28 protein-coding genes are annotated in these 21920 nt (G+C 34.3%); 25 read left to right on the top strand and 3 right to left on the bottom strand.

Annotation, left to right across the window (positions count from 1 at the left end):
* Positions 1 to 35: 35 nt before the first annotated feature.
* Both RHP64_RS06415 and dprA read left to right on the top strand, forming a co-directional pair.
* Positions 36 to 1913 (top strand): ABC-F family ATP-binding cassette domain-containing protein, encoded by a 1878-nt coding sequence (locus tag RHP64_RS06415; RefSeq protein WP_025268183.1) that lies wholly within the window; start codon positions 36 to 38, stop codon positions 1911 to 1913.
* A 54-nt stretch (positions 1914 to 1967) separates the two neighbouring features.
* Positions 1968 to 2834, top strand: coding sequence for a DNA-processing protein DprA (gene dprA, locus RHP64_RS06410; protein WP_025268182.1), 867 nt, complete (start codon positions 1968 to 1970; stop codon positions 2832 to 2834).
* 40 nt (positions 2835 to 2874) lie between these two features.
* Here the strand turns inward: dprA and RHP64_RS06405 are convergent, their stop codons facing one another.
* Together RHP64_RS06405 and RHP64_RS06400 are read right to left on the bottom strand one after the other, a co-directional pair.
* Positions 2875 to 3018: a hypothetical protein gene (locus RHP64_RS06405; protein WP_011679995.1), complete on the bottom strand. Its 144-nt coding sequence runs from the start codon at positions 3016 to 3018 to the stop codon at positions 2875 to 2877.
* Positions 3019 to 3195: 177 nt separating this feature from the next.
* The gene (locus tag RHP64_RS06400; protein ID WP_462784999.1) at positions 3196 to 4257 is read right to left on the bottom strand and encodes an alpha/beta fold hydrolase; all 1062 of its coding nucleotides are present in this window, start codon (positions 4255 to 4257) and stop codon (positions 3196 to 3198) included.
* Positions 4258 to 4399: 142 nt separating this feature from the next.
* Here RHP64_RS06400 and RHP64_RS06395 point away from each other — a divergent pair, with 142 nt between their 5' ends.
* From RHP64_RS06395 to RHP64_RS06285, 23 genes are all read left to right on the top strand, one after another.
* Positions 4400 to 4975, top strand: coding sequence for a TetR/AcrR family transcriptional regulator (locus RHP64_RS06395; protein WP_025268180.1), 576 nt, complete (start codon positions 4400 to 4402; stop codon positions 4973 to 4975).
* Between the two features lie 182 nt (positions 4976 to 5157).
* Complete coding sequence (locus RHP64_RS06390) at positions 5158 to 5589, top strand: PTS sugar transporter subunit IIA (protein ID WP_025268179.1); 432 nt, start codon at positions 5158 to 5160, stop codon at positions 5587 to 5589.
* Between the two features lie 15 nt (positions 5590 to 5604).
* On the top strand, positions 5605 to 6099 hold the full coding sequence (locus RHP64_RS06385) for a PTS sugar transporter subunit IIB (RefSeq protein WP_011679991.1): 495 nt from the start codon (positions 5605 to 5607) through the stop codon (positions 6097 to 6099).
* A gap of 25 nt (positions 6100 to 6124) precedes the next feature.
* Positions 6125 to 6988: a PTS mannose/fructose/sorbose/N-acetylgalactosamine transporter subunit IIC gene (locus RHP64_RS06380; RefSeq protein WP_011679990.1), complete on the top strand. Its 864-nt coding sequence runs from the start codon at positions 6125 to 6127 to the stop codon at positions 6986 to 6988.
* Position 6989: 1 nt separating this feature from the next.
* The gene (locus tag RHP64_RS06375; RefSeq protein WP_011679989.1) at positions 6990 to 7832 is read left to right on the top strand and encodes a PTS system mannose/fructose/sorbose family transporter subunit IID; all 843 of its coding nucleotides are present in this window, start codon (positions 6990 to 6992) and stop codon (positions 7830 to 7832) included.
* Between the two features lie 21 nt (positions 7833 to 7853).
* Positions 7854 to 8147 carry a hypothetical protein gene (locus RHP64_RS06370; protein WP_010279016.1) on the top strand — a complete coding sequence of 98 codons (294 nt, stop codon included), beginning with the start codon at positions 7854 to 7856 and terminating at the stop codon, positions 8145 to 8147.
* Between the two features lie 241 nt (positions 8148 to 8388).
* On the top strand, positions 8389 to 8610 hold the full coding sequence (locus RHP64_RS06365) for a helix-turn-helix domain-containing protein (protein ID WP_223321768.1): 222 nt from the start codon (positions 8389 to 8391) through the stop codon (positions 8608 to 8610).
* Positions 8611 to 8624: 14 nt separating this feature from the next.
* Positions 8625 to 9566 carry a replication initiator protein A gene (locus tag RHP64_RS06360; protein WP_462784998.1) on the top strand — a complete coding sequence of 314 codons (942 nt, stop codon included), beginning with the start codon at positions 8625 to 8627 and terminating at the stop codon, positions 9564 to 9566.
* A gap of 26 nt (positions 9567 to 9592) precedes the next feature.
* Positions 9593 to 9859, top strand: a complete 267-nt coding sequence (locus RHP64_RS06355; protein WP_462784997.1) for a hypothetical protein — start codon at positions 9593 to 9595, stop codon at positions 9857 to 9859.
* On the top strand, positions 9837 to 10187 hold the full coding sequence (locus RHP64_RS06350; protein WP_462784996.1) for a hypothetical protein: 351 nt from the start codon (positions 9837 to 9839) through the stop codon (positions 10185 to 10187). Before RHP64_RS06355 ends, RHP64_RS06350 begins: the two co-directional genes overlap by 23 nt.
* Positions 10177 to 10611, top strand: a complete 435-nt coding sequence (locus RHP64_RS06345; protein ID WP_462784995.1) for a single-stranded DNA-binding protein — start codon at positions 10177 to 10179, stop codon at positions 10609 to 10611. The genes RHP64_RS06350 and RHP64_RS06345 overlap by 11 nt, the downstream gene beginning before the upstream one ends.
* Before the next feature lie 4 nt (positions 10612 to 10615).
* A complete protein-coding gene (locus RHP64_RS06340; protein ID WP_462784994.1) occupies positions 10616 to 11584 on the top strand; it encodes a hypothetical protein in 969 nt (322 codons plus the stop codon).
* A 207-nt stretch (positions 11585 to 11791) separates the two neighbouring features.
* A complete protein-coding gene (locus RHP64_RS06335) occupies positions 11792 to 12169 on the top strand; it encodes a hypothetical protein (RefSeq protein WP_462784993.1) in 378 nt (125 codons plus the stop codon).
* Positions 12170 to 12184: 15 nt separating this feature from the next.
* Positions 12185 to 12982 (top strand): DNA/RNA non-specific endonuclease, encoded by a 798-nt coding sequence (locus RHP64_RS06330; protein WP_462784992.1) that lies wholly within the window; start codon positions 12185 to 12187, stop codon positions 12980 to 12982.
* Positions 12969 to 13277: a hypothetical protein gene (locus tag RHP64_RS06325; protein ID WP_462784991.1), complete on the top strand. Its 309-nt coding sequence runs from the start codon at positions 12969 to 12971 to the stop codon at positions 13275 to 13277. The genes RHP64_RS06330 and RHP64_RS06325 overlap by 14 nt, the downstream gene beginning before the upstream one ends.
* Positions 13278 to 13294: 17 nt before the next feature.
* A complete protein-coding gene (locus RHP64_RS06320) occupies positions 13295 to 14008 on the top strand; it encodes a hypothetical protein (RefSeq protein WP_462784990.1) in 714 nt (237 codons plus the stop codon).
* On the top strand, positions 13998 to 14312 hold the full coding sequence (locus tag RHP64_RS06315) for a hypothetical protein (RefSeq protein ID WP_462784989.1): 315 nt from the start codon (positions 13998 to 14000) through the stop codon (positions 14310 to 14312). The genes RHP64_RS06320 and RHP64_RS06315 overlap by 11 nt, the downstream gene beginning before the upstream one ends.
* On the top strand, positions 14296 to 15792 hold the full coding sequence (gene mobP2 / locus RHP64_RS06310; protein WP_462784988.1) for a MobP2 family relaxase: 1497 nt from the start codon (positions 14296 to 14298) through the stop codon (positions 15790 to 15792). The genes RHP64_RS06315 and mobP2 overlap by 17 nt, the downstream gene beginning before the upstream one ends.
* An 11-nt stretch (positions 15793 to 15803) precedes the next feature.
* On the top strand, positions 15804 to 16049 hold the full coding sequence (locus RHP64_RS06305; protein ID WP_462784987.1) for a hypothetical protein: 246 nt from the start codon (positions 15804 to 15806) through the stop codon (positions 16047 to 16049).
* Between the two features lie 452 nt (positions 16050 to 16501).
* Positions 16502 to 17806, top strand: coding sequence for a GmrSD restriction endonuclease domain-containing protein (locus RHP64_RS06300; protein WP_462784986.1), 1305 nt, complete (start codon positions 16502 to 16504; stop codon positions 17804 to 17806).
* Complete coding sequence (locus RHP64_RS06295; RefSeq protein WP_462784985.1) at positions 17803 to 18792, top strand: AAA family ATPase; 990 nt, start codon at positions 17803 to 17805, stop codon at positions 18790 to 18792. Before RHP64_RS06300 ends, RHP64_RS06295 begins: the two co-directional genes overlap by 4 nt.
* Entirely contained in the window at positions 18789 to 19640 is an 852-nt protein-coding gene (locus RHP64_RS06290; RefSeq protein WP_462784984.1) for a hypothetical protein, read from the top strand. Before RHP64_RS06295 ends, RHP64_RS06290 begins: the two co-directional genes overlap by 4 nt.
* Before the next feature lie 96 nt (positions 19641 to 19736).
* Positions 19737 to 20630 carry a hypothetical protein gene (locus RHP64_RS06285; RefSeq protein ID WP_462784983.1) on the top strand — a complete coding sequence of 298 codons (894 nt, stop codon included), beginning with the start codon at positions 19737 to 19739 and terminating at the stop codon, positions 20628 to 20630.
* Between the two features lie 606 nt (positions 20631 to 21236).
* On the opposite strand, the gene RHP64_RS06280 is transcribed toward RHP64_RS06285, so the two are convergent.
* Positions 21237 to 21605: a hypothetical protein gene (locus tag RHP64_RS06280; RefSeq protein ID WP_462784982.1), complete on the bottom strand. Its 369-nt coding sequence runs from the start codon at positions 21603 to 21605 to the stop codon at positions 21237 to 21239.
* Between the last annotated feature and the right edge of the window lie 315 nt (positions 21606 to 21920).

The following is a 21920-nucleotide window of genomic DNA, read 5'->3' as shown; positions in this document are numbered from 1 at the left end:
AGATATAAACCCCCAATAATGGTTATAATAGTATTATGAAACAATTTAGAGTAGACAATTTAAAAAGTACATATGGCGAAAAGGTTCTTTTCAATGATATTTCATTTTTGATTACGGAAGGTGATCGAATTGGTTTAATTGGTGTAAACGGCAGTGGAAAAACTTCTCTTCTGAATGCCATTTCTGGAAAAAAGCCAGCTGATGCTGGAACAATCACGAAGCAAAATGACTATACAATCGGATATCTGGCGCAAGACCCTTATTTGGATGACCACTCCTTATTGATGGATGCAATCTTGTCTGGTGATCAACCAGTATTCCAGACGATACGACAGTATGAATATGCTTTGCGAAAATATGGGGAGCAACCAACAGATGAAAAAGTTGCCCAAAATTTTGAAAAAGCACAAGATGCTATGGACCGAGATGATGCTTGGACAACGGAATCTCAGGTAAAAACAATTCTAACACAGCTACATATGCCAGAGTTGCATAAAAAAGTGAGCGAACTTTCAGGGGGACAACGAAAAAGAGTTGGATTAGCCCAAGTTTTAATTCAAGAGCCAGATTTATTGATATTGGATGAACCTACCAACCATTTAGATTTTGATTCTATTTCTTGGTTAGAAAAGTATTTAGCTGCCTATAAGGGGGCAGTTTTAGTTGTTACTCATGATCGTTATTTTTTGGATGCTGTCACAACAAGAATATTCGAATTATCATTTGGCGATTTGTATGAATACCAAGGTAATTACCAAGATTATATGAGTGGAAAGTCTCAGCGTATTGAGCAGGGAAAGGTCGCTGAACACAAGCAACAGCAACTATACAAACAAGAGCTAGCATGGATGCGTAAATCCGCTCGTGCGCGAACAACCAAACAAAAAGGTAGGGAGAATGCTTTTGCTGAGTTAGAAGCTAATATGGGTACCTTGCAGCTCGATGAAGATGTGGCTGTTAATCTTGGACAGCAACGTTTAGGTAAAAAAGTAATTGTTATTGAAGATGCGACTATTCAATTCGACAATAAAAAAATCTTTGAAAATTTCAATTTACGAGTTTCCTCTGGTGATCGTATTGGTATCACAGGTGCTAATGGCGCGGGAAAGTCTACTTTTTTGAACGCAATAGCTGGGAGAGTGCCATTAACTAGCGGAATCATTGAATTAGGTGAAACTGTAAAGATGGCTTATTATACACAGGTTACTGAAGAGATTCCAGATGATAAGCGTGTGATTGCTTATTTGTCAGATGTTGCAACTACTGTAAAGGACAAAGATGGCAATCAAATTAGTGTCTCGGACTTATTAGAGCAATTTCTATTTCCACCATTTATGCATGGAACATTAATTCGACAGTTGTCTGGTGGTGAAAAAAGGCGGCTGTACTTATTGAAACTGCTATTACAACAACCTAATGTGCTTTTGCTTGATGAGCCAACTAATGATCTTGATATTGGAACATTAACTGTTCTAGAAGATTTCCTGTCTGGTTTTGCTGGGGCCGTGATTACTGTTTCCCATGATCGCTATTTTTTGGATAAAGTTGCTAATCAACTATATATGTTTGAAGGGGATGGTGTTATCAAACGCTTTGATGGCCTGTTCAGTGACTATCTGGCGATGGACTTAGCAAAATCAGCACCAGCACAAAAAGAAGAAAAAGTAGTTGCTGATAAGAAGCCGCAAAAAAAGAAGTTGACATACAATGAGAAAAAAGAGTGGCAAACAATTGAAGATGATATAGCTTCAATTGAACAAAGAATCTCCGAAATTCCTGAAGAGATGGCTCAAAATGGTACAAATTATGTCTTGCTAGGCGACTTACAAAAAGAGTTAGATTCGCTAAATGAGGACTTGGAAGAAAAAATGAATCGTTGGGAATATTTGAGTGAAATTGTGGAAGGCTTGTGATAAATCATAAGCTTTTTATTTTTGGTCTTCGTATTATTTCAAGAGGAAAATAATATGATTTTAAAACAGTTTTTATTAGGTTTACATTTAACTTCAGGCATTGGTCATGCTGGAGAAAAAAGGGTCATTGATGTAATTGCTAATCATCTGATACCAGAGAATTATCCTTGGAATATTGAAACTTTACTGGCAGTAGTCAGACCATTACCGCAACATATTGCTAAAATAAAAGCTACATATGTAGCAGCTTGTCAGAAGGCAGAAACAAGTCAGGAAAATTATTTTACTTATTTTGATGACTGCTATCCGATACAGCTCAAAGAAATATTTGACCCGCCATTAATTCTGTTTTATGAAGGTAACTTAAACGCACTGGAATTACCTAATTTAGCGGTAGTGGGCACAAGAACTGCTACGCCCTATGGATTAGAATGCTTACGATCACTATTGCCAAATGTAATAAATAGGGGAACAGCCATTGTTTCAGGGCTGGCTAAAGGTATCGATGTAATGGCTCACCAAGTTACCTTCGCCAATCAGGGCGTGCCTATAGCAGTTATAGGTACAGGATTGAATATTGCTTATCCTGCAAAGAATAAAGTATTACAACGACAAGTTGCACAACATGGTATTGTCTTAAGTGAATATGCACACGATGTTGGGCCGCATAAGTCTCATTTTCCAGCAAGGAACCGTATCATAGCTGGTCTATCATCGGCTACATTGGTTATTGAAGCTAAAATAAAGTCTGGTAGTTTAATAACTGCTAACTATGCGCTACAAAATAACAGAGAAGTGTTGTCTGTACCTGGGTCTATTTTCTCTGAAAATTCTCAGGGAACTAATGAGTTATTACAATTAGGTGCAAAATTAATTAGTCGTTCAGAGGAAGTCATTGAAAGTGTGCGAACCTTTAGCTGATCAAATTAGGTTTTTGCCGAACAAACAAAAAACAAGACAATTACTTATCTTGTTTCTTTGCTTGTGAAAGTAAGGCTGACTTAATAGCAGCGACTTTTTCGGCTTTAGTAGCTTGCGTTTGTTGACTAGACTTGTACTTAGCATTAGCTTGTTTCTGTTTAAAGTCAATTTGATATCGTCCCATGTTTTTAAACTCCTTTTGAAGTTCTCATTATACCATAGGTTCAGATTCCAAAAAGCATGAATTGGTTAAAACAATCAAAAGTATCGATCAAACCAGTGTATTTTAATCCTCACTGTGTGCAGCTAAAAATTTTTGAATGGCAACTAAAGCTAAATCATATCTTCCAGCTTGACAATGCTATTCACCACCAGTTTCTTTAGTGAAAATTTTAGTTTCAAGTGATTTTGCGTTCGTTAATTCTTGTTGTTCTAGTACCAAGTCATTAAAAGGTACATATTGATCATCCTTTCCGGCGAGTAACAATACATTTTGATTCACTAAATGTCCAATTCCTTTCACTGTATGCCTTTCAATTTCTTTTAGCAGTGAGTAAGGGGTGTCAGTACCAGTATTTTCATAGCCTTTTGTAAAGAGAAAGTTTAAGTTGGCATCAGAATGAATCAAAGTAGGGATTAATTGATTTGTTTTTTCAACGTCGTTATTTTGTAGTAATTGACGAATATGATTTCGTGTGTCTTTTGAAAAATCTTTCAAAAAAGTATTTAATCCGTCATAAAAGAAATCATAACAAACAACGTTCTTGATTCGCTTTTCGTAGGCAGCAGCACGAATAACGAAATAACCGCCCCATGAAACACCCATCGCATCAACTTCGTCTAAATTAAAATAATCAATGATTGCACTGACAGGATTTTCAAAATATGGTGTGAACTTGATGTTATTATCAATTAAGGCTCGTCCTTGACCGGGACCGTCAAATAAAATCACATTATAATCGGTTCCCTTAAAGAAATTGACCGCAACTAATATTTCTTCCATAAAACTATCAAAACCGTTGATGATAATCAAAGTTTTAGTGGCTGTGGGATTTATATTGACCTTTATGGCAGGCAAAAATGTTTTTTGATAGGGTACTTGATAACTTTCATAATCAATTTCAGTATGTGCACGGTAAAAATTATTTAAGTATCGGTGAACAACTGTCTGCTTATTTTCGTCATCTTGGTTTAAGTAAAACTGGGCAAGGCCAAAATAAGCGCAAGCGAGAGCATGATCTTCTTCTTTTTCGCGTAATTCACCGAATGAGAACCAAGTTTTGTACCAAGAAGCGTCATTTGTTAGTTTAGGTATGATTATTTTTAAATCATCTTTCACTTTTGAACTTTCTTTGATTCCTTCAAGTTGACGATTTATTTGCAAATTCCATTGTGGATTATTTTTGATATATTCATAAAACATATTAGTACCTCTTTCTTTATTTGTTAAACTCATTATAATTAATAAAATAAGGTCAAACAATTATCAGTTGATGTTAGTAATGTCCATAAATGGACGATATGATTTGACCTGTCTAGTTATGGACAGAAAAGGATTATTTTGTATGGCGGATATTAGAAAAATAAAGACGAAGAAAAACATTGAGATGGCCTTTGTTACCTTGCTGAATGAACGAAATTTCAAATCAATAACTGTGGAAGAAATTTGTAAGCAAGCTATGACAAGCCGATCAACATTTTATCTGCACTATTTAGATAAATATGACCTCTTAAATCAGCTTGTCGAAACACAGTTTTCAGTATTTGAAAAAATTGTGGATAAAAGGATTGAGGGGTTGATTTCTGGGCAATTTGAAGAAACGATTACACATTTCTACAATGAATTAGTCAACAACAAACAGATTATTCGAGCTTTATTTACAATCAATGAACCGGAATTTAATTTAAAACAAAAATTTGAGGATACATTATATCAGCATTGGCTGAGGTATCTCAGTGAAAAATCATCTTTGAAGTATAACGAATTGATTGCAAAATTTGGCGCTAGTATTGTCTTTGACACGCTTAACTGGACCTTTGAAAATGGCATTGATGATGAAACGCTGTTATTTGTGGAAAACATCAGAAAGAAAATACTTGAGATGTCTACATCTTTAAAGGAAATACATGACGAACCATAGCAAAGAGCTATGGTTTTTTAGTTATGAGAGACTTCATATAATATTGTTATTTATTATTGTATTTTATCGATAGTAAGAGTAGAATAAGATTTAGGTTATGCAAGCGCTTACATAATACCTGACAAAGGGTTTCATAGTAACAAATGAAACAACATTCCGTTTATGAAAGATAGGAGAAAAGAATGAACTATCTTATTTTGGTTAGCCACGGCCAGTTCTCAGAGGGGCTCAAGGACGCTCTGGGAATGTTTGTTGGTGATGGTATTAAAACTGTGAAAGCAATAGGGCTCCAATCAGGTGAAGATACAGATCATTTTGAAAATCGTTTCAAATCTTTATTATCAACACTTGAACAAAATTCAGAATTGCTTATTCTAGGGGACATCATCGGCGGTAGTCCACTGACTACCGTTGTAAACGTATTGAATCAAGAAAATAGGTTAGAAAGTACAATTGTTCTTGGTGGGATGAATTTCCCAATGGCACTCAATGCTGCTATTTTGAAAGACAGTTCCAGTAAAAACGAACTAATTAGCAATGTATTACGTGAAGGAGCCTCTGCGTTGAAACAATTTGAGATTAATGATGATCCAGAGGACGATGATGAGATTTGAAAGGACGAAGTAATTATGAGTATTTCATTTGTACGTATTGATGATAGAATTATTCACGGACAGACCGTGACCCGTTGGGCTAAAGAATATCCTTGTGATGGCTTGATAGCAGTTAATGATGCAGCAGCCACAAATCCTATTCTAAAGGATGCATTCAAAAGTGCCTCAGAAAAGAAAACGTTTGTTTGGACACTAGACCACTTTAAAGAAAAAGCTCAACAAGTTTTGGATTCTGATCGACAATATTTTCTAATTACGAAAACACCACAGGATATGAAGAAAATTTTGGTTGATTTTGGGTTCAAGCCTGATGATGTAAAAACGGTGATTGTTGGTCCAGCCAATGATCGGCCTGACGCAGTGAAATTAGGAAATAATCAGTCTATTACGTCTGAGGAAGCTAGAGCATTTGATGATATTCAAGCGAAAGGGTACCAAGTTAAGTTTCAATTGTTGCCAGATGTATCAATTGGCTATTGGGATGCTTTTAGAGGAAAATTTAATCTGTAGTCTAACATAAAAAGAGGTTAGAAATATGACAATTAGTTGGGTACAAGCAAGTATTTTAGGTATTTTTGCAAGTTTGTCTTCCATGCCAGGTATGGCAGGATCCACAATTGGAAATTATACACTAGGGCGTCCGTTAGTGGGTGGCTTAGTCTGTGGATTGGTTTTGGGAGATCTTAAAACAGGTATTGCTGCTGGTGTCGCGATGCAGTTAGTCTATATCGCGTTGGTTACTCCTGGAGGCACTGTTTCGGCGGATCTTCGAGCGGTCTCCTATATCGGTATACCATTAGCAATGGTTGCTATTCATGCTCAAGGATTAGTAGCAACATCAGGAAATGCTGCTGATTTAGCTAAATCAATGGGTACATTAGTCGGAACTGTTGGAACGGTGTTGTTCTACGGAACAGCAACTATGAACTTGGTTTGGCAACACATTGGATGGCGAGCAGTTGAAAAAGGGCAATTTAAGAAATTGTATGTTGTGGATTGGGGACTACCATGGATTTCACACTTTTTCTTCTCATTTATTCCAACACTATTCATGACACATTTTGGGTCTAGTGCTGTTACTGCATTGAAGACAGCATTACCAATGGATGGTATTCCAATGAAAACCTTGTTCACAGTTGGTGCCTTACTCCCCTGTGTAGGTATCGCAATTTTGTTGAAGCAAATAGTAGATAGCCCACTTGATTTCATTCCGTTTTTCGTAGGCTTTACATTTGCTGCTTCTCTAGGTTTGAACTTGGTCTCAGTGACAGTGGTTTCATTAATTTTCGCCATGATTTCATACAAGTTAGACATGGCAATTAGCACCAATCGACAAGTTGCGTCTCCGGGATCAAATACTGATGTGACCGACGATGATGAGGAAGACGAGGATATTTAAGATGGATAACTTAGAAAAAAAGAAAATTTCTCGTAAGACTTTAAACAAGTCGTTTCATTACTGGTTTTATGGCCATCTTACAGCGTTCTCTCAAGAACACATGCAGACATTTGGTTATTTGACTTCAATGTTGCCTATTGTGGAAGAATTGTATGACAACAAGGAAGATCAAGAAAAGGCAATGAAAACCTACACGGCTTTTTTCAATACAGAGCCACAGTTAGGTACTGTTATAGTCGGTGTTACGGCTAGTTTGGAAGAGGCAAGAGCCAATCATGGCAATGTTGATGATACAACAATCAATGGGTTACGAGCCGGTTTAATGGGGCCAATTGCAGGAATTGGGGACTCACTAGTTGTCGGCACATTGATCCCAGTTATTCTTGGAATTGCTTTGGGGATGTCCGACGGTGGATCACCGCTTGGTGCAATATTTTATATTATTGTCTGGAACTTACTTGGATACTTCGGTATGCGTTTTGCTTACTTCAAAGGTTATGAATTAGGAGATAAGGCGGTAGGAATTTTAGTTGGCGCTCAAGGAAAAGCGATTCGTAAAGCGATTGCAACCGTCGGTGGTATGGTTGTCGGTGGCGTCGCTGCCACTTGGGTGACCGTAAAAACGTCCTTTAAATTAACAAACTCATCTGGAAAAGCGTACTTAGTTTTGCAAGACAAATTAGACTCGGTGTATCCAGGATTATTGACCGCTTTGTTTATTGTATTTTGTTGGTGGTTAATGGCTAAGAAAAACATTTCACCTATTCGGGTTATGCTCATTTTGGTGGTTGTTGCTTTGATCGGCGTGTTAGTTGGATTTTTCAATCCTGGACTAAGTTATTAAGACATAAAGAAGGTATTTATTATGGCAAAGAGCATACAAAATTTGGACAAGGGATATCAAAGTGAAATCTCTTATCAGCAGAAAATGATTAAAAATCTTCAACATTGGCAATCCTTTTTCTCAATGATTGTTGGTCTAAGCATTCTTCTTACTTATTTCTTTGTCCATCGAAATGTTTGGTTATTTGGTACAGGATTAGTTTTAGGCACAATCAATATTTTAATTGTTTTTATCATTGGTTATGCCATTTATAGAGGACAACAAAATGTTAGTGTGATTGTTGAACGATATGATGAACTAGTCAAACCTAAATAAATTTTAAAGGTTTCTCTGTTTAGACAGAGAAACCTTTTTAGTTGTACATTCTATTATGAAATAGAATATTACTCTAAAATAACGTTTTAATGATTGATATGATAGTATTTCTACTCTTAGAGTAGGATGCTTTTTTTTTGACCAAAATAAGCGTCAAATAATTTCATGATTTTTGTGGAAAGTATATTGTACCAGAAAAAGAGTAGTAAAAGTAACTCATATTTGATTGGAGAGAGCAATTATGAAATTAGGTGATTTTTTGATTCAGAAAAGATTGGCTAAAAGGATGGGACAAAATGAAGCAGCCGATTTAATGAAAATTGATAGAAGCCGTTTATCCAGAATTGAGCGAGGAACAGTCAAAATATACGGGGACGAAATTTCTAAAGTAGCCAGAGTCTTGGATATTTCCGAAATTGAATTGTTGAGGATTATTAATGAGTATCGAGACGGATGTGACTGATTGGGGGAAAGAATATGCAAAGAATTAGCCTAAACCAAGTTCAGACCAGTGAACAATTTTTTATGGTTCCAAAAGCTCTATTTGTTGCTGAACCTTATCAGCAGATGAGAATTGAATCCAAAATGGCTTATAGCATTTTGAAAGAACGTTTCAAATTGTCTATCAAACATAAATGGATTGATGAGTCTGGCAATGTGTATTTATATTATCCAAACGACAAGCTGGCTAAAATGTTGGGCGTTGGAAAAGACAAGGTTATTAGAATCAAGAAGGAATTACAACAGTACGGACTTTTAGAAGAAGAACGACAAGGTCTCAACAAGCCAAATCGTATTTATGTTGGCAACTTAGAAATTAAAGATGTCACAGAAAAGTCGCATGATGTCAATATTACCAAGGTATTCGCAAAATGCGACTTCCGGAAGTCTCAAAATGCGAATACCGGAAGTCGTAAAACGAGACTTCAAGAAGTCGCAAATTACGACACTAGTAATACTGAGTTAAGTAATACTGAGTTGATTAATACTGAAACAGATTCTTTGGATGAGGATGAAACAAATAATATTAAGAGTTCAAATAATTTTCAACAACCTTTGGTGGTTATCGGGAAAACAATTCAGAACAATCCAGCCTTAAGAGTAGTAGTTCAAACCTTGATTCCTGACTTACTGCTGAACGAACCCGAACAAGCACAAACTGTTGTTTCTGCACTTGATCGAGGTTATAAATTTTTAACAAGTGAGCTTGAAAAAGATAATTCTGTTTTGGCACTACAAAAGCAGTTGCAAGGTGACGACAGTATCAAATTATTTTTGTTAAAGATTGGTGGTAAGCAATTGGAGTATATGCGGGATCACTTGGTTGATATTAACCAATACGGTAATTATTTTGCTAAGGGACTTGAAAATCGTCTAAAAATCGCTGTTACAACAAGTCAATCAGTATCGGGGTTCTAACTTTAAATTGAGTGAGGAGAGACAAAATGGCAAACCAATACAATATTTTTATCGCAGTAGACTTTTTCAACGCAGATATACTTTTTGTGGCTAACTCATCAGGTGAACTCAGCCGACAAGTGATTAAAGCCATTGAAAATCATGAATTAGAAAGTGATGGTGCAGTGAGGTTATACCGTACCTCTTATCAATCATTTAGGGTGATCCAAAGATTGATGCAAAATTATCGCTTACCGTTTCATCAAGTAGCTAAACCTCGGGAGCAACAACATGACGAAAACAAATACGCTTAAAAAGAAAGCTCAAAAGAAGATGGCTGGCAAAAAATACTACGTTATTAGAGTTCAGAAAATATGTGGTGATCATATTGATTTGGACAAAAAATTGGTTTCCTATTGGCATGGTGAAGGGAGCATGAGAATCAAAGGAAAGCTATTTACCGACTCAGCAGGCAACCATTATGTTGGTTGTACAATCGTCAAAGATTTAACAAGTCAACAGATTCAATGTGATACCGAAGTATTTATTTTGTCAACGGCTATGCGTGATTATTTAGCAACCCAAGCTGAGCCAATTTTAAAAATACTAAGACAAAAGAGGAACAATTATTATGCAAAATAATCATCACGTAGGACGTTTAGTTCGTGACGTAAACTTCACCGTAAGAGGTGAAAAAGCAACCAAAATTGCCTACTTCAAATTAGCTATTAATGATTTAAAAGATGGCAAAGCCACCTACATTGGTTATGTGGCTTTTAACAAAACGGCAGAATTGATTCGTGATTATGTGACTGATGTTGGTCAAGTAGTTGAGGTTGAATTTGTGATGCGCAACCACAATTACACTGATAAAAACACTGGACAAAAAATCTATGCCATGCAAAATCAAGTGACACAATTCCGCATCTATAAATCTAATCCGACGTCAAAAAAGTATGTTGATCAAACACAGGTTGCTGATACTCAGAGGACTGAAATGACCGATAATGATTTGCCACCATACCCTGACTTTAGTAGCAACGCATTTGAATATGTAGAGGGGTAAGAAAATGTCTGCAATAATCACAATAGCTGATAAATTTAGAAATATCTTTCAAAGATTTAGTCGCTTTGGTACTTGGTTTTTGGAGCATCAGCGTCGCAATTTAATTGGCATATTTAGCCTATTTATTCTGATAGCTTTCGGGACAACTGTGCTGGTTAGCATCACACCTCGACCTTCAAATTTGCCAAGTACGGAATTAAATACACCTGTTTCATTTGGCACTTTGAACAAAACAGCTAGTCTAACAAAAAGTGTTTTTAATAAAAATAATGGCGTGTTGGAATTACATTATACGATTTCTGACGGTGCTGTTTCTGACCAAGACTTGGTCGATATTAGCAAAATTAAATTTACTGCTATGACTGATCATGGTGGGAATCAAGTCACTGGTCGTGTCGTACCAACTTCAAATAATACACTCGTCGTTCAATTTAAAAACTTGAGTCATAACTTCAATGCTGTAACACTAACAGCTCATGATAAAAGCATCAACACGGCGACAGTCGAAGCACCAAGTAGCGTAGTTGTTGACAGCTCAAGTGCAAAGAAAACGGCTGCAAATAGTAATACAACCAGCGGTAAATTCATCATCAATCGTGACAAAGTTTCTAAATCAAATACGCTAACATTTGCCACTCAAAGGAAACTCGAAGTTAGTGAAAGTGAAGCTAAAATAGCGGCACAACAAAAACTGATTTCAAAGAATACGAACGCGATTGTTGAATACCAAAAAGCAATTGATCAACAACAGGCTTCAATCAAAAAGTACCAAAAAATACTCGCACAATCTGATGACTCCGATACCCAAACGAGCATTAATAATGCGCGTGATGCTATTACTCAAATACGGACACAAGTTAGTGATGCGAAAAATAATATCCAACGTGCCAAGACAAATATTAGTCAATATCAAAAGACAAAAAAGGAAGTTGAAGATGGCAAGTCGTTGTTGCCAAAACCAATTGATTTGTAAAAGTACAATCATGAAAAAAGCTCACAAAAGAGCTATTTTTTATCCGTGTTGAGCGTAAAGAAATAGTGAAACAGGCGTAAAGAAATGCCTTTACACGACAATAGTTTGGAAATCCTTTGAAAGGCCCGAACGGCGGGATAAATCCGATTAGGATTTCCTTTCCCCTTAACCTGTTCCTAGTTCACTAAATAATTTTATGGAGGTTGTATGTCAGGGATAACTAAAACAGTTAAAAATATTGATAAGCACGCACTAGAAATTATTGAAGAACATGCGTTGAAAGAAGACGTGACAGCTAATCAATTAATTCGAGAGCTAATTGAAGCCTATGCGCAACGATTAGAAAGAATAGATGCTTCAAAAAAATTGAATGCGGATATTGATGAACTGATTGATGCAAACAATAATTTAATTCAAGCCCATAATGACAACACGCTTGTCTTTGGTGAGTTAGCTAAAAAGATTATTTCACGTTTAGATTTTTATTTACCACCATTGGCAGATGATATTGAGCAAATACAAAACAAGGCTCGCCCTCAGGAAAAAAATTTGCCAAAGTCGATTAACTTTGATGAGTTTGAATAAACAAAAGGAGTGCAGATGAAAAATTATAAACGTGGTCGATTTGCGAGAAGAATTTTATTAGTTATTGTCATTTTGACAGGCGTTGTGTATTTAAACCGTGTGTCGATTTTGCAAAAAATAGTCGCAATAGGGTCTCACTCACAACTGATTAATATTGATAAACAAAGTAGCTCACCGACACAAAATGATGAGTTAGTTAATTTGAAATATACGGGCCAAACCGTTGTCGAGGTCAACAATAATCAACCAACATTTAGTCAAGAGGATTTGCAAATTAAACAGGGTGGCTGGCAAAAACTTTCGTCACTAGATTGGCTAGGCAGACCACAGGTTGCTAACGCCTTATTAAATCAAAAGCTGATGCCACCATCTCAAAAGTATCAAGCACGTGAACGGTTAACGATTAAAACAACAGGCTACCATGCCATTAAAACGGGTACGAATAACACAGACTGGTTATACAACCGTAGTCATCTGATTGGATATCAATTTACTGGACTAAATAACGAAGTAAAAAACTTGATCACGGGGACACGACAGTTGAACGCAGATAGCCATGTCAAAGCTAAAAGTATGGTGACGTACGAAACAGAAGTGGCCGATTACTTACATCAATCGAAAGATAATTATGTTCGGTATCAAGTCACACCAGTTTACAAAAATGTTGAGTTAGTCCCTCGTGGTGTTCACATGATGGCACAGTCAGGTGATGGAAATTTAAAATTTAACGTCTACGTTTTCAATGTTGAGGATGATTGGAAAATTAATTATTTAAACGGTTCGGCCGAGAAAGAAGCTAATGATGCAAAATAAAAAAATATCTAACGATAGTAAAAAGATCAAGCTATTGATCATTATACAAAGTACCATTGGTAGTTTTGTGTTTATATTGCTATATGCTTGTTTTTTTAAAAAGTTTAATATTCCTAACGGTATCTTAGTAATGCCCTTTGCCCTCATTATCCACTTGGGTATGGATGTGATTTATGGTATCAAGGTTTGGCGCATTCAAGACAAATTAATGAAACCCAATGCTAGTAGGCAGCTCATTGTCATCACGTTAATCGAGCTACTGATATTGGTTACACAATATAATTATTTATCTTGAAAGTAGGGACACAAATTATGAAAGACACTGTTGAAATTAGAGCACAACACATGAAAACACTGTTGAAGCGAAAAAACTATTTACTGAAGGCTTACGATACTTACTTACCCGAAGATATTCCGCTAGAAGTGAAATCAGAGTTAGATTTTATTGATAACGTAGTTCGTGAAATGGATGTTGATGAGCAGGTATTCAACGTGCAATCCAAAGCAATCAATATCAGAAACTCGCGAGAAGAAGAGTGGTATTTTCAGCAGATGAGTCATTGGGTGCAACGTCATCCAGCTGCTTTAAATGGACAACTTTCAAAAGGCGGCATCTACAAATTTGCATTGCACTTTTTCGTAGAAAACATTGCATTAAGTCCTAGCAATGCAAAGTTGAATTATAGTGATCTTGCCCAGAAGGTAAATCACACTGGCCCCTCTAAGGCGGACAAAAAACGGGACACACAGCTCAGCAATATCGAGACGTTACTCGGCTTTCTGTTAACCATGCAACAGCGACAATTAGAGTACATACCAGAAGGGATTAATTTAGATAATGGCTTTGTCAAATATGCCATTAATCCAATCAATCCAACAGAGTTTCAACAATTTGGCGCACCAACAGAACTCAATCCAAACAATGAGTTAGCACAATCCTATGCTGAGTATAAAAAGATTCGTAGTCGTGATAAGCAGCTGATCAAAAAATATCATCAAGCAGGAGGACAAATAGATGACGATTAAGAACAAAACACAAAGAGAAGTTCAACTTGCACAGTATATACAGCAGCTTGATGAGTTTAATTGGCATCATCCAGAGCAAGCTAATGAGATGGCGGATAGTCAATATGAACGGGACAAAACAAATTACTATACAGCTCAGATGGCTTTGATCTTAAAAAATAATTATCAAATGTCGTATAACAATATTGACTATATCTTACAGATATCAGTTAAACACGGTTTTGACTTAATTAAAAAATATAAACAAGATTTTTCATCTCTAGAAGAAATTCAGGAGGCACTTGAGAATGGTGAAGACTGGTAAATTAGGCGCATTTACAATGGGTGAAAAAAAGACAGCTATGGTGAATATGCCGGCCCATTTTGTCACGGCGAATATCGCTAACGAGAATGGTTGGCAGTATAGTGAGTTAGTTGATTACTCTCTTAAAGACCAAAATGGCAAGGTTAAAACTAGTGAGGCCAATAACGGCACAATAGAGGATGTGATAACGTTGTCAGAACAATTTGAAGGTAGTCGTAGTCAGGGCTATGCAACACGTTCAAGCGCAGTTACTGAAAATCAACCAGTATTTAGTCATGACAAGCTAAACTATGATAACCATGATATCTCTCGTTTAAAAAAAAGACTGGATGAAGCACAACAAAATGGCAACAATATCTATGAGTTGGCTTTTTCTATCAGGGGTGATTGGTTAGTGAAGAATAAACTCTATGAGCCTGAAACAAAAATATTAGATCAAAACAAATTAAAACGCGCAGAGCAAGAAGTTGCCAAAAAATTAATTAATCAGGGCTTTAGCTTGCCCTTAGGAGAAACCCCAGAAGATGTGGCATGGTTTGGTGTTATTCATCAAGATACGGACCACTTAAATATGCATCTATGGTTTGCAAAAATCAGTCCTGAAACTCGCCCTGAGATGTTAAAACAAACTGGGCCATATAAAGGACAGCAAGTTGGTGTCATACCATTAAAAAAAATTGAGAAGGCTAAACGACAATTTCGCAATCAGTTAATGTCTGAATCAGAGGTTAATAGGCGACAAGAAATATTGAAAGGTGTAGCTTCCTGTAAAGATGAAATCATTGCCAGTACAGACCAGCATTTAACCAGTGATCAATATGCTAAACATATCAAAAAAATTTATCAGGCATTACCACAAGAGATGCATGGCAAATGGCAAGTTGGTAATACAACTCTGAACAGTGGGAGAGGTAGGATGGGTAAAGCCAATTTGTTAACCAATGATTTAATTAAAAAAGTCTTGCAAAATAGCGAAGAAAACGCTTACAATAGGTTTGTCTCGTTGGCTAAAAAATACGACGATATTAATATCGAAGATCAGGGTGTGATGAGGAAAGGGCAACGTAAATGGTCCGAGAATAAAGAGGCAGAACTTAAAAAACGCTTAGCTAATCAATTGTATCGACGTTTGAATGACATAGAAGAGTCAGAGACGATTGATCGGCAGTTGGCACCAATATTTGAACGAATAAAAACGCAAAACTCTCACAAAGAGTTAAATGGCTCTCAATGGCGTTCTGAGGTTTTAAAAGATATTGATAAGCAAAGATATTCAATGAATAATCAAGCTGTCTTAAATCGTAAATCAGAGCCTCAAATTTTTAAAAATAACCGCTCAATTAATAAAATTAGTAGAATTTGGCAACAAGAAGTACGCGCTGAATTAACCGCTGAGCGGCGCTTTATGGAAAATCAACACAAAGAGGTTGTGGAACGACAACAAGAGGAATATGAAAATCATGTCTCAAGGGGAAGATAGAGGATTAATTCATGACAATCAATGACTATTTAACAATATATGCGAATGATAAAAGCGATCAATATCATCACTTGCCAGCGCCATCTGTTGCACAAAAAATAACCAGTATTTTATCAGGACGTTTTACGCCTAAGACGTTTGACCAAAATCGAAAAGAAATGTTGGCTGATAAATTTGAAGTCACTGATGCAGGATTGGATAGGCTATTGGAAATGATAACTATTGACAACAATGAATTTGATATAATTAAATTGTAGAAAAATTTAATTATATCTTTTTCTTTTGATATTTTAATATTTAAGCGCTTCAAGATGTTTCAAATCGAAGTGGTTGTAGTCAAATAATCCCCATAAATAGGTAATTCCATTCTAGAGTTCATAGTAGTTAAAGATAGACTTTTTATAAATTAACAATATTCAGAATTGTTTTGATTATGTATTTGTTGTATCTCTTGTCTTAGAAACAACAATGTTTAAATTGTATTTAATTAAGAAAATGAATTTTAAAATTGTTTCTTACCTTAAATAGTTGAAGCGTATTTGATTAATGATTCCAAACGAGTATAATATTGGACATAAAATGGTTAAAAGTCTTTATATTAATATTGTTATATAAGTAATTTTTTAATACGAATTGTGAGTCGACTGCTATCTAGCTGTAGATTGATTAATAGTGTAAGTGAAAAAACACAGTCAAAGGTGGTTTGTAAATGGATTTAAAAGCAGATAATGAATATATCTTAATCGATAAAGATATCAAAATAAAAATTGGTGAAAATACCGATATTTATGACGTCGTTGAAAATTACAATGGTACAATCCCTAAAAATCAAATTATTGAGTTTTATCAAAAAAAGTTCAATGAGAAATCGGAACGGGAGTTAGATGGATTAGAAAGTACTGAGTTAGATGATGATGATATTGACAAACCTCCTTATAATCCTGAAAATGTTGGATATGCATTAAAACTTTTTTCCGTTCTAACTCTTTTTAATTACATTTCTGGTTATGAAGGGGAGGAAGAACCAACTATTAATTTAAGGCCAGATTTTCAAAGAAACTTTGTGTGGACAAATAGAGCCAAAAGTTTGTTGATTGAATCGATGCTATTAAATATTCCTATACCGTCAATTTACTTGAATCAAAACAGTTCAGAAAGCTATTTACCAGCTGACGGATTACAAAGATTGAATGCTATTTATGAATTTATGTCAGGGGATCTTAAACTCAGTGGTTTGGAATACCTGTCGAATTTGAATGGCTTCAAATATAAAAAAATTCGCAATAGTGATAAAGAACTTCCGATACACATTAAGAGAAGAATAAGGGATTATCAAATAACTTGTTTTGTTATAAATTCCAGTACTCCGGATGAAGTCAAACTTGATATTTTTAAGAGATTAAATACGACCGGAATTAGGTTATCACCACAAGAACTTCGAAATTCGGTAACTTCAAACCGCATTCGTGAGTTTTATAAAAAAATTGAAGAAAATGAATACTTTAAGGAGTTAGTCTCAAGCTCAGTAAATACCAATAGATTTGTTCATCACGAGTTTATTTTGAGATTTGCAGGTACATTTTTGTGGCAAGTTAAACATGAAATTAACTATAACGGAAATATGAATACATTCTTGGATAAACTGTTAATTCATATGAAAAATCTGGATAATTATGAGCTTAATGAAATTCAAAATGTTTACTATAAAGTTTTATTTAAAGCATATTGGCTTTTTGGCAAGGACGCCTTTAGGAAGCCTTACACTAAACGTAAGGGCCCAATCAATACTTTGCTATATACTCAAATACTAATTAATTTGCTAAATGTCGACATTGAAATTCCAGCTAATCAAGAAGCTGGAATATTCAAGTCTGATCTTGATAATATTCTAAATACTGACTCAGAACTGTTGTTGTCTATATCATCAGCGACAAATAATACCAAAAATATTCAATTTGTAGATTCACAAATCAAAAAATTATTAAACAAAATAACGAGGAGTCATTCATCATGATTAAAGATTTGTCATTAAAAAATTTTAAATGCTATTCTGATCAAACTATTAATTTTAAAAAAATAAATTTATTGACTGGAACAAATTCTTCAGGCAAATCAACAATAATACAGTCTCTAAAGCTTTTTTCCATGAAAGCTAATGCACAGTTCACAATTGATTTGAGATTCAAAAAAGATTGGGATTTCATAGGCTTCAGTGAACTCTTGAAAAATGATGCAAACTCTGAATCATTTGAAATCGGAATTGATGGTGAGAAAAAAGTATATTCCGAGTTTTTTTTCCAACGTGCTCCGAAAAATAATTATGCATCTGTTAAGTCGAACCAAGAGCGTAATAATGAATTGAATCTTATTTTTATTAGGGCTGATCGTTTTCTAAGTACTACCAGACAAAAAGAGGGGGGCTGGATTGAATCAGGTTATGTACCTGAAAGTGGCAACCCTTTCTTTGCTGATTATTTATTTTCTAATTCTCAATCACTATCAGATGATGGTTTGATTAAAAAGATTTCGAAACTGATGGTTGAAATAGGGTTAATCAAAAATGACATTAAAATCAATAAGAAATATGATAGTTACCAAATTCTCGTCGATGACGTCGAAATTGACCATGTTGGAACTGGTATTAAATATACATTACCTCTGCTACTAACACTTATTTCGAATTATAAATCAACTATATGTATTGAAAACCCTGAACTCCATTTGCATCCTAGTGCACAAGTAAAGTTGGTCAAAGTAATAAATAAACTTGCCTATGAAATGGATAATCAAGTAATTATGGAAACTCATAGTGATCATGTCATAAATACACTAAGAGTTTTGGTTAAAAATTCTGATTTAGCAATGACTGATTTAAGTATTCTTTTTCTTAAGAATGTCGCTAGACTTGAGCCACTGTCAATTGATTCTGATGGCAGAATGAGTAAATCCCTAGATGGCTTTTTTGATCAATATGAAAAACAATTGTTGGAGTTACTATGAATCGAATTGAATTTTATTGTAATACACAATTGTTTGACAATTTAGACAGAGACATTTTGGTAAAGAGAATTAACGCATTAATCGCAATGAGAAATCTTATTCAAAAATTTGATGAAGTAACCTTGAATTACGACAAAAACATGAAGAAGATACTTGCAGACCCAATTGTTTGTTCAGATTCTAGTCTAAGAAGTATTTTAACTTTATTTTTAGCAAGCATTCATGCTAAGGAAACGGGACCTGTCCATTTTAGTTCACCAGTAATTGGACAACTCCCTGATGTTGTCTCTTTATGCAAGCCTGTTCAAAATGTCTTTTTTTGCTTAGTTTCTCCAAATTTGGGTCAGAATTGGGAAACGGATTATATTGACGTTGTTGGTAACAATTTTTCGATGCGACTAAACAACGTTTTTGATGATGATAGTACTTTAGATTATTTAGAAAATTATTGGAGTCATAATATATTAGAGCAAAAAATATTGAATGGTGATAGGTTCTCTCGTGGTGGGAATAATGTGTATGATTTTGAAGAGATATTATTTCATGATAACTTTGAATCTCAAATTGTCAAAGCGCCTATTAACATTCAAACCAAAATTTATTCAATTTTTTCACAAATTATTTTTGGCAGGAAGAGATTTGAGGATTACAAAATTCATGATGAGTCAATGTCTGTCAAGCAAAATCAAAAGCTAAAAACGCAACGAATAGTAAAGTTTAGTGGGAAAGATAAAGAAATATATTTTCACTTAAAGTTGAATAGAAATTGGTCTATTTACATTGATAATTCACAAAAAACTATATTTGTTGGACGTGTTTCAAAACATCTTAAAACTAAGAAATTTTAATTCAAAAAGCAACACCTTTAAGGTTAACAGATATATATGTTGGCATATAACGAAACGTAATTTTGTTAACGGTATTTCGATTATTGGGGAAAAATTATGGATAACTTTGATGAGAATGAATATACTCCAAGAATTTTGAATATAATCAAAGCGGCGGATAACGATGATAACTCTATAGAAACAAAGTTAACTGAATTAAGAAAATACGCAGAAATAAACGTTAGACGAATTTTGAACTTGGGTTCTGAATTTCCCTTTACACTAGGTGAGTTAAAGAATGAGAAATTTTTGGCGAAGCTGAAGGTGGGTATTCTGTCCGAAGATAGAAAGAATGAACTAATTGAAATTATTGATAGAATAAAAAAATTGGCGAATGAAGCGACACATACTCAACGTACAGAGGAGTTTTCATTTGAAGAATACGATGAAGCATTAGATGCTATATTTGACTTAATTGCTTACCAATTTGTTGATTACTTTAATGAGCATCCAATGAAACTTACTACTCAAAATGAGGTCATGAGTGACTTTTCGTTGTTACCTCCTATTATACGATTTAAAACGCTTGATAGATTATTGATAGATGATCCAGCAAATATACAAATTTTAAACAAATTTATACTTGCAATAATAAAGACATATGGCAAAAAGTCTGCTTATTTATGGCTCCATAATAACGAGTCACGAATAAGAAGTATTCAGTATCCGACTAATTCAGAAATTACTAATTATATTGAAAAATGTGGAGTTGAAAATGATTTCGGACAAATTGTAATCAGTATAAAATTTCCTTGCTTTGACAATGTTTATGATTTGTTGGAAAACAAAATTGATGATCCAAAAACGTCGGTTAATGAGCAGGGAAAGCTTTATGATTCATTCGATTCAGCATTTACTTTTTACAGTAATAATAAAAGTTTTGAATGTAATTCTGAAATAAAAAAATTACATTCTCTAATTGATTTTGTTTACATTGGTAGAAATCATTAAGTTTTTCTATTTATTTTTATTCTGTTTATAAAAAGTTTAGCTTTTTTTATTCAACTAACTTTTGGCTTAAAAAATAATTTGCCATGTTTTGCCATTTTTTTGTTGTCAAGTTATTTTAGCAACCCATTATTATTATGGAATCATCGTAAAAAATAAAAGAATTTGAAATAGTCAAGAAGTGTCTTATCTTCATTGGAAACCACTAGAATAATTATTTACTTTTTTTATTATTGAAAAATAGTTTTATGGGAATTTCGAGTTTTAATTAATTAAGTTCGAAATCCACTAATAACATTTTTCGGGTGATTGTTGTGAATGATATTTCCATAGCTTAATTGAAAGTAAATTGCTATAAAAATAAAGAGTAATTAGGGAAGGGCACTCATAAATTTCCTGTATACCAATTGAACTTTACATAACAATGACTATCCAAAGTATTGCTGTATCAACGTTTAACAAGTGTAAAAAAATAGGGCTTCCAAAAAATTTTCACAAAGTTCTCGGAAGCTTTATTTGATTACTAGCCTTTTGAAATTTCACAAGGGATTAAATTTTAGACCAATCACTAACGTTAAGAGAGTTTGATTTTTCAATTGATCAGGCTATTTATAATTCATATATTAAGTATTGATTTATGTCAAAAAAAGTGTTGATTGTTTCTTGTTCATCATCTGTTAGTATAGTTTCTGGGAATTTTGCAACTAATGAACACAGATAAAGATAATTCGGATTATTTCTTTGCGAAAAACGGAAATCTCCAAATTTGCCTTGTATTGTGTCAAATAAGTGTTGTATCTCACTCGTTGTTTTACAAAGCAAAAAGTTTTTCAAATATTCAAACTGAGTTTTATCTGAGTTATCGATGATCGATTTAGCGGTATTTACGGTTATAAACAACCATTGATTTAAACTGAAAATTTTATTAGGGCGTTCCTTCAATTTGATTTTTATGTTTTCAAAATATTTATTTTCCATAATTAATACTATAGCGTTGTTATTATGCTAGTGCAACCAATTTTAAAGTAAAAGGGACAGGGTAGATTGTATAAGTAAACTAACCCCTTGAATAAAAATACCATTCTTAATTTAGGATGTAAGCCAGATAAGCAATCATACAAAAATTCAATATTTTTCAGTTACACATTTTAAAAATATTTATTCTTGCGTTTAATACGCAGTTTCTATTTTACTTTTTTCATAAAACAAACTAAGACGACATCAATATACATGTTTATCATTAACAGAAAATCGGCATTGCATGTTATTATTGAAGTTGGTTTAAAAGGTGGT

The organism is Leuconostoc sp. XM4 (genome assembly GCF_055698815.1).
Note: the sequence above shows the minus strand (reverse complement) of the source record. Positions and strands in the feature narration are given on the sequence as shown.